Source organism: Myxococcus hansupus (assembly GCF_000280925.3).
Taxonomy (GTDB): Bacteria; Myxococcota; Myxococcia; order Myxococcales; family Myxococcaceae; genus Myxococcus; species Myxococcus hansupus.
Genome location: NZ_CP012109.1, coordinates 690,767 through 703,988 on the forward strand (window position 1 = coordinate 690,767; position 13,222 = coordinate 703,988).

The window sequence follows — 13,222 nt, forward strand, 5'->3', positions numbered from 1 at the left end:
TGTCCTCGTCCACGAGGCGCTCGGATGGCCGTCCGATGTCGATCCATGACGGCTCAGGATGTAGGCGCGGGCGCCAAGGTGGCGCGTCCTCGAAGGCTCCAGAGGACGACGCCCTGGACGACGGCGCCCACGGCCTCCATCACGAGGAAGGAGCCAATGACCTGGGACGCGCCCTGAACGAGCGCGAGGACCATCCAGGTGGAGACGAGCACGCGGCCCGCGGTGTCGATGGCGCCATGGAGCGCGGTGGGCTGGAGGATGCGGACCAGCGCCCAGATGACGGCGAGCACGCCGAACAGTGTGACGAAGAACACGTGCTGGAGCGTGAACGCGGGCATCGGCTCACCGCCCAGCGACAGCGACAGGTGGACCTCGCGAAACGTCCGGAGCAGCCAGTCCGCCGTCCACGGCGTGAGAAATGGCAGCGTGATGACGAGGTCATACGCCGCGAAGCCACGGACGACGCGGCGAAGCATGGAGGAGGAGTCAGGGCTCATGGATGGAGAACCTACTTGGCCTCCCACAGGGAGTTGGGACCCCAGGCGGGAGGCCAATCTCCAACCTACTTCCAGTAGGCGCCCTTCTTCGAGGACTTGATGGGAGGGAACGTCTCTCCCTTGCTCAGGGGAATGATCCGCTCCTCGGCGGTCACCGGAGGGCTGGTGGTGCCGTCCGTGTAGCCATCGAACGTATAGCGGCCCGTGCTCTCGCAGATGTCGCCAGTCTTGTACCGCTTTGCCATGACGCTTCCTTTCGCTCCCGGAATCGGGAGCCAGGAACGTCTGTCGAATCTGTGGGAGTGGCCATTCCCCTCGGGAGGTATTGCGCGCGGCCCTGCCGCGACCGACCCTCAAGCCGACAGCGGCATGCCGTAGTTCGGTTGGCCCTGCTTACCGGACACCCAGCGGTAGACCTCCGGCACCTGCTCCTCCGTCGCGCGCCATGCGGAGTGCGCCACGTGGAAAATCCACGTCCGCGCGGCCTTTACGCCCCGATTCACACCCGCGTATCGGCGTGCCTCCGCGGCTCGTCCCCCAAGTCCCCCCCGCGTATCAGCGCGCCTCCGCGCCCCAGGCCCCGAGTGCCCCCCGCTTATCCGCGCGCCTCCGCGCCCCAGCCCCCGAGTCACCCCCGCGTATCAGCGCGCCTCGGACGGGCTGACCGGGTAGTTGCCCTCCGCGTGGGCCTGCGCGTGTTGCGCGAAGAGGAACCGCCGCACCGCGGCGCGGGTGAGCAGGCCGCACGTCTGACTTCCCGGCGACGCGGTAACGGGCAGCGCATCCACGTCCTCGTGGTCCATGACGTGGAGCGCATGCGCCAGATTCGAATCGGGGGCCAGCGCGGGCAGCTTGCGCGCCAGGTCGCTGGCCACCAGCAGGGGGTACACGGACTCGTCGCGCCACACCTCGCGCAGTTGCTCCACCTGCACGGTGCCGTAGAGCTGGCCCACCGTATCGAGGACGGGCAGCGTGCCCGCCTCGGAGGTGAGCAGCAGGTCCGTCAGGGCGCGCAGCGGGGTTCCTGCGGGCACGGGCGTGAGCTGGACCGCCAGCGCGCGCACGGGCGTGGCATCCAGCAGGTCTGAATCGCTCTGGACCTTCGGAGCCTTGCGCTCGGTGAGGTAGTGGCAGAGCGCGGAGGCGATGGTGCACGTCACCATCAGCGGCAGGATGATGTCGTGGTTTCCGCTCAGCTCGTACAGCATCATCATGCCGGTGAGCGGCCCGCGGGTGAGCGCCGCCACCGCGCCGCCCATGCCCACCAGGGCGTACGCCCCACTGGGCCCCGTGCTCTCCGGGAAGAAGTAGTGCACCAGCGTCCCGAAGGCGCCGCCGGCCATGGCGCCGATGAGGGCCGCGGGGAAGAAGGTGCCGCCCGAGCCGCCCGAGCCAATGGTGATGGCCGTGGCGACCAGCTTCAGCAGGCACGCGGTGATGAGGAAGACGAACGGGAGCCGTCCCAACGCGGCCAGGTTGATGTAGTCGTGCCCGCTGCCCCACACGGTGGGGCTGGCGAAGGCCAACACGCCCGCGCACAGTCCGCCCAGGCCGGCGCGCAGCGGCAACGGCTTGCTCCCGAGCCACACGGAGAGCCGGTCCTTGCCATGCCCATGGAAGTAGTGCTCCATGCCGTGCAGGAGCTGCACGAAGGTGAAGGCCAGCAGGCCGCAGCCAATCCCCAGGCCCGCGTAGGCCAGCACCTCGCCGCCACTCACGAGCTCGTAGGGGACGTGCCGAAGCATGGCGGACTCGCCCATGACGCCCTGGCTCACCAGGGTGCCGGCGACGCTGGCCAGGATGATGGGCGAGAAGACGCGCAGCTCGAACTCGCGGAGGATGATTTCCATCGCGAACACGGCGCCCGCGATGGGGGCGTTGAAGGACGCGGAGATGCCCGCGCCCGCGCCACACGCAAGGAGGATGGACAGCTCCCTGCGGCTGAAGCCCAGCACCCGGCCCACGGTGGAGGCGAACGCCGCGCCGCCATACACGATGGGCCCCTCGCGCCCTGCCGAGCCACCGCTGCCAATGGTGATGGCGGAGGCCACCAGCTTCAGCAGGCCCCGGTCCGCGGGGAGCGCGTTGGCGCCACTCTTCACCGCGCGCACCACCTCGGGAACGCCGTGGCCGTGCGTCTCCGGCCTGTCTCTCAGCAGCCGTCCCACCGCCATGCCACCCAGCGTGGGCGCGAGCAGCATCAGCCACCAGGGCAGGTGCGGCAGCGCCTCCGGCAGGTTGTGGGAGTGGCCGAACACACTGTTGAGCGCCGCCAGCGCCACCAGGGGGTAGTAGAGCGACAGTCCGCCCAAAGTCAGCAGGGCGAGCAGCCGCAGCCGGCGCTTCACCTCGTCGCGAGGGCCTCCCGGCTCGATGAAGCGGGCCAGCAGCAGCGCGCCCGACGCCAGCGGCACGCCGATGAACGCGTACTCCGGATGCCAACGGGCTGCGGCGAACGCCTCCATCAGGGCCTTGAACTGGTCCTGCCGCAGCGTTTCCTTCAGCGTGGCCGCGCCGAAGGTGACGCCGCTCACCAGTCCGATGAGGTTGGAGAAGATGCCGGCGGCCAGCCCGCTGTACAGACCCACCACCGCGCCCGCCACGGGGAGGACGGAGGGGCCGGGCAGCCGCAACCGGTTGGAGGCTTGAAGGGTCGCGAGGAAGAAGCGGCTCAGCGCGGCGCGCAGACGAATCCAGACTGCGCGCCGCAGCACCGGGCCAGAAGCGGGTGCATCACCTGCCATCATTGCAGGTCCCACTAACAGTGGGGTGACCGTGACTCAAGGTTCGCGATGCCAGATGTGTGAAGGGGCGTCCTGGCACGGTGCCGTCCATGACACGCACGTCGCGGTTTGGATTCGGAGCGCACGAATCGCTCGGGATGCCGGCCCCGTGGCGAGCCGGCAGGCACCCCGTCGACGGCGCGCTAACGCCGCTTGAGCACGGCCGACGGCGGCGGTGCGGACGTCGGCAGATGGTCGGCGGCGGCGGTCAGCGCCTCGCGCACCTTGTCACCCGCGGCCCTCGCCGCGTCCCCGGCCGCGCGGGCAGCGTCACCCGCGGCCTTCGTCGCCACGAACTGGGCCCGTGCGCCGGAGGCACCCCAGAAGCGGGTGGGGGCTGCCAGCTCCGCGCGCTCCGCCTCGGTGTACTTCCGGAAGGCGTACTTCGTGGCCTCGGAGGGCATCCGCAGTCCCTCCACCACCTTGAACCAGGAGAGCACCTTCAAGGCGTAGTAGCTGAGGTCCACCTCCCACCAGAACCAGCCCTGGTTGGCGGTGTTCTGATGGTAGTGGTGGTTGTTGTGCCAACCCTCGCCCAGGGTGACGAGCGCGAGCAGCCAGTTGTTCCGGCTGGTGTCCGTCGTCTTGTAGCGGCGCTTGCCGAAGATGTGGCTGAGCGAGTTGATGGTGAAGGTGCCGTGCCACAGCAGGGTGGTGCTGACGAAGAAGCCCCACACCAGCATGGAGAAGCCGCCGATGAAGTAGACGGCGACGGCCAGCATCACCGTGGGCACCAGGTGGAAGCGGTTGAGCCACACCAGCTCCGGGAAGCGGGCGAAGTCCTTGATGCCCTCCATGCGGGTGTCGTTGTACTTGTCGGAGAGAATCCAGCCCACGTGGCTCCACCAGAAGCCCTTCTGCAGGGGCGAGTGGATGTCCTCCGCCTGGTCCGAGTGGCGGTGGTGGTGCCGGTGGTTCGCCGCCCACCAGAGCACGCCCTTCTGAGCGGACATGCTGCCCACGAAGGCGAGGATGAACTGGAAGACACGTCCCGTCTTGAAGGCCCGGTGGGAGAAGTAGCGGTGGAAGCCCGCGGTGATGCCCCACATGCGCAAGACGTACAGGCCGACGCACACGGCCACGTCCACCGGCTTCGCGCCAACGGCGAAGACGAAGAGGCACATCAGGTGGACGGCGAAGAAGGGGATGGAGGAGAGCCAGTTGAGGCGCTCATCCGCCGCGGGCAGGGCTTGGGACGGTGTCTGCAAGGGAGCCTCGTGCGCTGGGTGGGCCGAGCCGCAACCTGCTCAGCCTCACCCCGCATCAACACCCCCGCCTGTCATCCCTCTGTCAGGAGGCCGCGGATTGGCGCAGCTCCGTCAACCACTCCTCGAATGCGGGGTACCCGTGGAGCGGCGCGAGGTCCTCGTCCGAGGCGGCATACGCGCCATCGTTGAAACCCAGCTCCGTGGCGCGGCGCAGCAGCCGCATCGCGTCGGGCACGTTGCGTGCGCGGGCGTACGCACAGGCCGCGTCGTAGGCGAGCGTGGCGCTGGGCGCGTGCTTCAGCGCCGCCTCGCCCACCGCCGCCGCTTCCGAATACGCCCCGCGGATGAACAGCACCCGCTCCGCGCAAGAGAAGGCCGCCTCCGGGTCCACGCGAGGCAGCTTCATCGCCTCCGCCTCCCGGCCCATGCGGATGAGCGTGCCGGCGTACTCGTGCATGACGGTCCGGTCCGAGGACGTCTGCCACGCCTGCTTCCACCACTCCACCGCGCGGGCGTCGTCACCCACCAGGGAGAAGGAGGCCGCCACCGCGTGGGGCTCCACGGGCAGGCCCTGCACCTGGGAGAAGTGGTCCAGCGCCTTGCGGCCGTGGCCCTCCTTCAGGGCAATCCAGCCCATCAGGTGGTGGGCATGGCTGGCCAGCGTCGGCGTCAGGCCCTCGGGGGCCTCCAGGACGGAGGCGCCGAGCCGGCGCGCGTCGTCCATGCGGCCCGCGTCGAGCGCCTCGCGGGCCTCGCGCAGCTTTTCCGCCAGCGGTCCGGTGAGGGGCGCGCTCTCGGCCGTGCCGCCCTGGAAGGACGCCAGCAGGGCGCGGAAGGCCTGCATGCCGAACATCGCGAACATGATGACGAGGATGAACTGCCGGGCGACGAGACCCAGCAGCACGAGGCCGACGCACGCGAGCACCGCCAGGCCTTGGGCCAGCATGAAGCCCCTGCGGGGACCAAAGACCCGGGTGGCCAGGGCGGTGGTGATGCGGCCGCCATCCAGTGGCAGCACGGGCACCATGTTGAGGACCGCCCAGAAGAAGTTGGCGATGGCGAACGTCTGCAGGAAGAAGACGAGCCCGGGCGGCTCCAGGAACCGCTGGCTGGCGGCGTAACTCGCGAACCCCAACATCAGGCCGAAGAACGGGCCGGCCGCGGTGATGAGGACATCGCGCTTCCAGGGCAGCGGGCCCGGCGCGTCCGTGGGCAGGGTGTGTCCACCCATCCAGGCGAGCGCGATGCTCGGCCGGTAGCCGAACATCCGGCTGGCGAGGGCGTGGCCCAGTTCATGGACGAGCACGGAGACGAAGACGATGAGCATCCACGACAGGATGTAGATCGCCACCGCGCTGGCGTGGCCGCCCGCGGACTCCGCGGCGCTCGACCCGAAGGGCCAGCGCGTCGAGGTGCCGCGCTCGGGAATGCCCCCGAGGGCGAGCATGCCGGAGACCAGCAGGTGGCTGGGATGGACTTCGACGGGAATGCTCCCGAGGCGAAAGCGGAACATGGGGACGGACCTTAACCGTTAGGTCCCCCGAGCGCAGGCACTTGAACACCGTCTGCGCCATCTCCTTGGCAAATCCGCTAGGTTCCCCGCCCTTCATGCCGCAGCTCGGTCCCTACAACCTGCCGAATCCGTACATCCTGGCCCCCATGGCCGGGGTGAGCGAGATGCCCTTCCGCGTCCTCGCCTTCCGCCTGGGCGCCGCGCTCTGCCCCACCGAGCTCGTCAGCTCGCAGGGCCTGATGCGCGCCAACCAGCGGACATTGAAGTACCTGCGCTACGACGCCGAGGTGGAGCGGCCCTACTCGCTGCAAATCTACGGCGGCGAGCCGGAGGCCATGGCCCGCGCGGCCGTGGTGGGGAAGGAGGCGGGCGCCCAAATCATCGACATCAACATGGGCTGCCCGGTGAAGAAGGTGGTGAAGAACGGGGCGGGCAGCGGCCTGCTCTGTGACGTGCCCCGCGCGGCCGACATCGTCCGGCGCATCCGCGAGGCCACCGACCTGCCCGTCACCTGCAAGATTCGCTCGGGCTGGGACGCCAAGAGCCTCAACTACCTCCAGGTGGCGGGCGCGCTCCAGGAGGCGGGCTGCGCGGGGCTCGCCATCCACCCCCGCACCCGTGAGCAGGGGTACTCGGGGCAGGCGGACTGGCGCGTCATCGCGGACCTGAAGCGTCACTTCCCGGAGCTGCCCATCATCGGCAACGGGGACGTGAAGGCGCCCGCGGACGCGGCGCGCATGTTGGAGACCACCGGCTGCGACTTCGTGATGATTGGCCGGGCGGCGCTGGGCAACCCGTGGATTTTTCGCGAGCTGTCGGGCGGCCCGCCCGCCACGCCGCGGGAGCGCAGCGAGCTGGTGCTCGCGCACTTCCGTTCGCACCTGGAGTTCGTCGGGGACCCTCTGGGCGCGGTGCGCTCCTTCCGCAAGCAACTGGCCTGGTACGCCCATGGCCTGTACGGCGCCGCGTCCTTCCGTGCGGAGGTGAACGGCCTCGACGCGCCGGAGGCCGTGGAGTCCTGCGTGCGTCGCTTCTTCGCCGAGGCCCAGGTGGACCTCGCGGGCCCGGGCGAAGAGCAGGACGTGGACTACCGGGCGGCGCTGGGCTGAGCGCGCGTCACCGCCACGGCGCGGCACCTCTATATATAAGGAGGTGGACCGCGCCCCGGCGACGCTGCGCTCACCCGCTCGAGGGGCGCACGGCGTCGGGCGGCACCAGCCGGCGCTGGGTGGCCACGGCCCGGAAGTAGTCGCACGCGGGCGTGGGGCTGCGGCGGAGCGTGTCGAAGTCGACATGGTAGAGCCCGAAGCGCGGGCCCCAACCCTCCAGCCACTCGAAGTTGTCGAGCAGGCTCCAATAAAGGTACCCGCGCACGTCCACGCCCTGCGCGCGCGCCGCCAGCACCTGGGCCAGGTGGGAATGGAGGTAGTGGGGCCGGCGGGCGCCACCGCGGTCGTCGATGCCGTTCTCGGTAATCCACACCGGCTTCCCGTAGCGCTTCACGTCGCGCAGCGTCTGGAGGAAGCCCTCCGGCCAATCCTCCCAGCCGATGTCCGTGAGCCCTCGGCCGTGGATGTCCCGGTACTTGAACTCGATGAAGGGCGGGCGCGGCACGAAGCGCAGGTGCGCGCGGGTGTAGTAGTTCACCCCGATGAACTCCACGGAGTCCCTGGCCCCGGGGATGTCCACGCGGGTGGAGGCCACGCCCGGCATGGTGACGCGCAGCTTCCCGGTGGCCAGCGCTTCGTGAAACGCATGGTTGTAGGCCTGGGCCCCGAGCCTCACCAGCGCGCGGTCCAACGGGTGCCACCACCGGTCCGGCGCGAAGGCGAGCATGTTCTGGGAGATGCCGAGCTCCACGCGGCCCAGCCGGGACAGCAGCTCCTCCCGCGCGGCCACGTGCGAGCGCACCAGGTTCTCCATGGCCCTCATGGTGGTGGGGCCGTCCGCGATGCCCGGAGGAATGGCGCCCTGCAGATAGCCCCCCAACAGCAGCACCATCGGCTCGTTGAAGGAGATGACCAGCGCGTCCATCCCCTCCAGCAGCGCCGCGCACCGCTTCGCGTACCGCCGGAAGACGTCCACGCTGGCCGGCTCGTGCCAGGGCGTCTCCCGGTGGAACCAGGTGGGGTGCGTGAAGTGGTGCAGCGTCACCACCGGCCGCAGGCCGTGGGCCTTCATCTTCAGGAGCCGCTCCCGGTAGGCCTCCAGCGCCGCCTCGTCGAAGCGCCCGCGCTCCGGCTCGATGCGCGCCCACTCCAGGGAGATGCGGAACGCCGTCGCGCCCACCGCCCGCGCCAGGGCGTAGTCCTCCTCGTAGCGGTTCCAGTGGTCCACCGCGGGGCCGCAGCGAGCGTCCGGCTCCTTCAGCCGTCCGGCGCGCTCCCACTCGGCCCAGTCGTTCTCGATGCCGCCCTCCACCTGGTACGCCGCGGTCGCGACGCCGAAGGTGAAGTGCTCGGGGAAGGTCTGCTCGGTGGCGCTCATGTGGTGGCGCACCGTAGACGCCGCACCCCACGCCGAAAAGCGCCGCGTGCCGCGTGCGCATGCGCCGCGTCGTGCATCCGAAGCCGGCGCGAAAGTGGCCCGAACGTGTCCGGAGCCGGAAAATCGGCCTCGCGCGCGACACCCCGGATGCGCTCGCGAGTGTCCGCGAGGTGGCGTTCGGGACCTTCGGAAGCGCTCGATGCCGAAAAATCGGCCTCGCACGCGATGCAATACATCACCATGCGTTGACACACTGGCATGTCGCCCGTACCATTCACTTCAAGCACTCACTCCCATCAAGAAGAGTGCAGGGCCTCGGTTGACTGGGGCCAACCACTGAACCGGAGGATTCTGATGGCCGCTAAGAAGAAGACCGCTGCGAAGTCCGCGACCAAGAAGGCTGCCAAGACGGCCAAGACGGCCAAGGCCGCGAAGTCTGCGAAGAAGACGACGGCCCGCAAGACGGCCGGCAAGACCGCGACCAAGAAGGCGGCCGCCAAGAAGACCACCCGCAAGGCGGCCAAGAAGGCTCCGGCTCGCAAGCGCGCCCCCAAGGCGGCGGCGGCCCCGGTTACCCCGGAGTCCTGAGCAGTCCCGTCGTCATGAGCGGACGGAAGTTGACGTCCGGTGAACGGCTCGGCGAAACCCGCCGGGCCGTTTTCATTTTCAGGACCCGGAGTGCTCATGTCGCTGCGTCCCGTGGAGCTGGAGCAGGTGGTGGCGGAGGTGGGAGCACGCCTCACCGGGGCGGTGGCACAGAAGGCCTGGTGCCCCCTTCCCAGGCTCGCCTACGTGGAGCTGCGCGTCCCGGGCAAATCCGTCCTGCTGTGCCTGTGCGCGGAGGGAGACCTCTCGCGCGTCTCCATCGCGGATGATCGCTTCCCCACGCCGGGCGAGCCCGCCCCCTTCCAGCGGTGGCTGCGCCAGGAGCTGACGGGCTTCAAGCTCCAGGGGGCCCGCTTCCTCGAGCCGGAGCGGGTGGTGATCCTCGACTTCGAGCGCGAGGACATCCGCAGACGTCTGGTGTTGGAGGTCGGCGCGCCCGGGGGCCTGCTGCTGCTCAGCGACAATGGCCGGGTGTTGATGCTCTCGGGGGAAGGCTTCGGGTCGCGCCGGAATCTCTATCCAGGCGCGACGTGGGCGCCGCCGGAACCGCCGCCGCCCGAGGCGCTCGCGAAGGCCCGGAGCCAGCCGTCACGGCTCGCTCCCGAGGAAGCGGACGCGCTGCCGTATGCCCAGGCCGCGGAGCGTCTGCTGGGCGCGCGCGACAAGGCCAGCCGCTCGGAGACCATCCGCCGCCGCCTGGCGCAGCCGTACCGCGCGCGCCTCAAGCGCTCCTCCCGCACGCTGGAGAAGGTCCGCGCCGAGGCCGCGCGCGGTCCGGAGGCGGAGCAGCACCGCGAGGTGGGCGAGCTGCTCGCGCAGAACCTCTTCCGCCTCAAGCGCGGCGCCACCGAGGCCGTGCTCACCGCCTATACAGAGGAGGGCGTGAAGGAGGTCCGGGTGACGCTGGACCCGAAGCGCACGCCGAAAGAGGAGGCGGACTGGCGCTTCCACCAGTACCGGCGGCTCCTGCGCGGCGTAGCGCAGGCGCGTCACCGCGAGGCGGAGATGGCGCGCGAGGTGGCCCACGCGAAACAGGCGCTCGAACAGATTGAGCGGATGGATGACGCCGCGCTGCTGTCCCAGGCGGAGGTGCTCCAGCTCCCGTCCAGCGGCGAGGGCGCGCAGGAGGGCCGGCCCTTCAAGGAGTACGTGGGCCATGGCGGCGCGCGCATCTGGGTGGGGCGCGGCGCCGAGGACAACGACGCGCTCACCTTCAAGGTCGCGCGGCCCTGGTACCTGTGGCTCCACGCGCGCGGCGTGCCGGGCAGCCATGTGGTGCTGCCGCTGGAGAAGGGGCAGGAGGTGGTGCAAGAGGCGCTGTTGGACGCGGCGCACCTGGCGCTACACCACTCGGGGGCCAAGGGCGAGCCGCGCGGCGAGGTGAGCTACGTGCCCGCGAAGTTCGTGCGCAAGGTCAAGGGTGGGGCGCCGGGGCAGGTGACCTTCACGCGCGAGAAGACCTTCGTGGTGCGCATGGAGCCCGAGCGGCTGGAGCGGCTGCTCAAGTCCCGTCACACGGAGCCCGCCGCGCCGTGAGGACGTCGTACGCCCGCCCGCCTTCCACTCCGGTTAGTGGACGCTGCGTGCGAGCGCGGTTGACGGGCTGACGGTGAGGAGGCGAGCGGGGGGCCGCCGCCCTTGAGTCCCCAGAAGTGCGGGGTACGATGCGCAGCCGCGTGTCCCCCGAGCCATTCCGCCAGACGTCGCTGTTCCCCCGAGGTCTCTCTGCGGCCACCCGTGCTGCGGAGAGCGCGGCCGCACCCCGGCCCGAGGGGGGACCTGCCGCGGCCGTGGCGCCCGCGCCGAGGCCGGTCGCACCGCCCGTGCCGTTGCCGCCGCGGGGACTTCCGTTGGAAGAGGCGCCTCGCATCCTCACGCGCCCGCCCACGCGCGAGGAGCTGTGGACGCGCGCGGAGTCGTTGGCGTGGCGTCTGAGCGCCGAGCTGGGCATGCCGGTGCGGCTGTCGGTGACGGACAACCGTTCCACCATGGTGTCGTTCCGCCGTGGCTCCACGGTGCTGGCGCTGCGGCTGCACCACATGTTCCTCGACGCGCCGGAGCCGGTGGTGCGCGCGGTGGCGGACTACGCGGGCCGGGGCCACCGCACCGCGGGCGCCATCCTGGACGAGTACATCCGCGGGCAGCAGCCGCGCATCCGCCAGATGCGCCGCGAATCCGACGCGGACCTCAACCCGCGCGGGCGCTGTTTCGACCTCCAGGAACTTTACGACGCGACCAACCGCGAATTTTTCCAGGACCTCATCCAGGCCCGGATTGGTTGGGGGCGCATGCCTCCGCGCCGTCGCCGCAAGTCCATCCGGTTGGGCGTCTACGACCACCAGACGCGCGAGATTCGCATCCACCCCACGCTGGACAGCCCCGAAGTGCCGTCCTTCTTCGTGGAGTTCATCGTGTTCCACGAGATGCTCCACCAGCTCTTCCCGAGCACGGGCCGAGGCGGCCGTCGCGTGCATCACCCGCGCGCATTCCGCGAGCGTGAGCGGACGTTCCCGCATTACGCCGCCGCACTGCGTTGGGAGCGGGAGAATCTGGGCATGCTGTTGCGCGGTTGAGCGCCGCTTCGTCCGCTGGCTCATTTACCGTTTTACCGAGCGAAGCGACCCATGCAGCACGCTTGACGCTGCCGTAAGGGAAACCCATCCTCACGGGCTCTATGCGAAGAGCGAAGATTGTCTGCACCCTCGGTCCCGCCAGCCAGAGCCAGGAGATGCTCGAAGCGCTCCTGGAGAACGGCATGGACGTCGCGCGCCTCAACTTCTCCCACGGCAGCCACGAACAGCACGCGGAGAACATCGCGAAGCTGCGCGCCGCGTCGCTCAAGGTTCGCAAGGCGGTGGGCATCCTCGGTGACCTCCAAGGCCCGAAGATCCGCACCGGCCGCTTCGTCAAGGGGAGCACCGAGCTGAAGGAAGGCGGCACCTTCCACATCACCACGGACGAGACGGTGCCGGGCACGGACGAAATCGTGTCCACGACGTACCCGCTGCTCGCCGCGGACGTGAATCCCGGTGACCGCATCCTGCTGGATGACGGCTTGCTGGAGCTGAAGGTCCTGGAGACGGACAAGCAGAAGCTCATCCGCACGCAGGTCATCCACGGCGGCACGCTGAAGAACAACAAGGGCATCAACCTGCCCGGCGTGGCCGTGCGCGCGGACGCCCTGACGCCGAAGGACCGCGAGGACCTCATCTTCGGCATCAAGGCCGGCGTGGACTACATCGCGCTGTCCTTCGTGCGTCAGCCGTCCGACCTGGACACCGCGCGCCAGGCCATGGCGGAGGTGGGCCGCACGGTGCCCATCATCGCCAAGCTGGAGAAGCCGGAGGCCATCGCCCGGCTGGACGCCATCCTCGACAAGACGGACGGCGTCATGGTGGCGCGTGGCGACCTGGGTGTGGAGATTCCCCCCGAGGAGGTGCCGGCCGTCCAGAAGGACATCATCCGGCGCTCCAACCTGCGCGGCCTGCCCGTCATCGTGGCCACGCAGATGCTGAACTCCATGATTGACAACCCGCGCCCCACGCGCGCCGAGGCCAGCGACGTGGCCAACGCCGTGTTCGACGGCGCGGACGCGGTGATGCTCTCGGGCGAGACGGCGAGCGGCAAGTTCCCCATCGAGTCCGTGCAGATGATGGAGCGCATCATCCTGGCGGCCGAGTCCTCCGCGCGCACCACGCAGTCGCTGATGCGCGTGCTGGAGACGCCGCTGGGGCTGCCCCACCACTTCCCGGACGTCATCGCGCGCGTGGCGTGTGAGGCGGCCAAGGCGAGCAACGCCTCGCTCATCGCCGCCTTCACCCTGTCGGGCGTGACGGCGCGGCTCCTGTCGCACTACCGGCCCACGGTGCCCATCGTCGCCTTCAGCCCCAACCAGGAAGTGCGCCGCCGGCTGGCGCTCCTCTGGGGCGTGGTGCCGCGCGTGCTGGAGCCCATCCAGGACACCGAGGCCATGGTGAAGCGCGTGGAGGAGGAGCTCCTGGCGCGCGGCCTGGGCCAGAAGGGCGACCGCATCGTCATCGTCTTCGGCGCGCCGGTGGGGCAGCCGGGGAAGATCAACAGCCTCCGCCTGCACACCATCCAGGGTTGAGACGGAACCCCGGGCCCAGG

The 13,222-nt window shown here is 69.9% G+C and carries 11 protein-coding genes; 5 read left to right on the top strand and 6 right to left on the bottom strand.

Annotation, left to right across the window (positions count from 1 at the left end; translation table 11 throughout):
* Positions 1–53: 53 nt before the first annotated feature.
* The 5 genes from A176_RS02875 to A176_RS02895 form a co-directional block, all read right to left on the bottom strand.
* Positions 54–497 carry a hypothetical protein gene (locus A176_RS02875; RefSeq protein WP_144429488.1) on the bottom strand — a complete coding sequence of 148 codons (444 nt, stop codon included), beginning with the start codon at positions 495–497 and terminating at the stop codon, positions 54–56.
* 65 nt (positions 498–562) lie between these two features.
* The gene (locus A176_RS02880) at positions 563–742 is read right to left on the bottom strand and encodes a YjzC family protein (RefSeq protein ID WP_002636878.1); all 180 of its coding nucleotides are present in this window, start codon (positions 740–742) and stop codon (positions 563–565) included.
* Between the two features lie 396 nt (positions 743–1,138).
* On the bottom strand, positions 1,139–3,244 hold the full coding sequence (locus A176_RS02885) for a chloride channel protein (protein ID WP_002636876.1): 2,106 nt from the start codon (positions 3,242–3,244) through the stop codon (positions 1,139–1,141).
* Between the two features lie 179 nt (positions 3,245–3,423).
* Entirely contained in the window at positions 3,424–4,488 is a 1,065-nt protein-coding gene (locus tag A176_RS02890; RefSeq protein ID WP_002636875.1) for an acyl-CoA desaturase, read from the bottom strand.
* An 82-nt stretch (positions 4,489–4,570) separates the two neighbouring features.
* Complete coding sequence (locus A176_RS02895; protein ID WP_002636874.1) at positions 4,571–6,001, bottom strand: M50 family metallopeptidase; 1,431 nt, start codon at positions 5,999–6,001, stop codon at positions 4,571–4,573.
* Positions 6,002–6,096: 95 nt separating this feature from the next.
* On the opposite strand from A176_RS02895, the gene dusB reads away from it, so the two are divergent.
* Positions 6,097–7,110, top strand: coding sequence for a tRNA dihydrouridine synthase DusB (gene dusB, locus A176_RS02900; RefSeq protein ID WP_002636873.1), 1,014 nt, complete (start codon positions 6,097–6,099; stop codon positions 7,108–7,110).
* A gap of 70 nt (positions 7,111–7,180) precedes the next feature.
* Here dusB and A176_RS02905 read toward each other — a convergent pair whose 3' ends face one another.
* Positions 7,181–8,488, bottom strand: a complete 1,308-nt coding sequence (locus A176_RS02905) for a glycoside hydrolase family 1 protein (RefSeq protein WP_002636872.1) — start codon at positions 8,486–8,488, stop codon at positions 7,181–7,183.
* Positions 8,489–8,842: 354 nt separating this feature from the next.
* Here A176_RS02905 and A176_RS02910 point away from each other — a divergent pair, with 354 nt between their 5' ends.
* The 4 genes from A176_RS02910 to pyk all read left to right on the top strand — a co-directional run bounded on the left by A176_RS02910 (position 8,843) and on the right by pyk (position 13,202).
* The gene (locus tag A176_RS02910; protein WP_002636870.1) at positions 8,843–9,076 is read left to right on the top strand and encodes a hypothetical protein; all 234 of its coding nucleotides are present in this window, start codon (positions 8,843–8,845) and stop codon (positions 9,074–9,076) included.
* A 96-nt stretch (positions 9,077–9,172) separates the two neighbouring features.
* Positions 9,173–10,630, top strand: coding sequence for an NFACT RNA binding domain-containing protein (locus tag A176_RS02915; RefSeq protein ID WP_002636869.1), 1,458 nt, complete (start codon positions 9,173–9,175; stop codon positions 10,628–10,630).
* Between the two features lie 116 nt (positions 10,631–10,746).
* Positions 10,747–11,667, top strand: a complete 921-nt coding sequence (locus A176_RS02920; RefSeq protein ID WP_044889746.1) for a hypothetical protein — start codon at positions 10,747–10,749, stop codon at positions 11,665–11,667.
* A gap of 101 nt (positions 11,668–11,768) precedes the next feature.
* Positions 11,769–13,202, top strand: a complete 1,434-nt coding sequence (pyk, locus tag A176_RS02925; protein WP_002636867.1) for a pyruvate kinase — start codon at positions 11,769–11,771, stop codon at positions 13,200–13,202.
* Positions 13,203–13,222 lie beyond the last annotated feature (20 nt).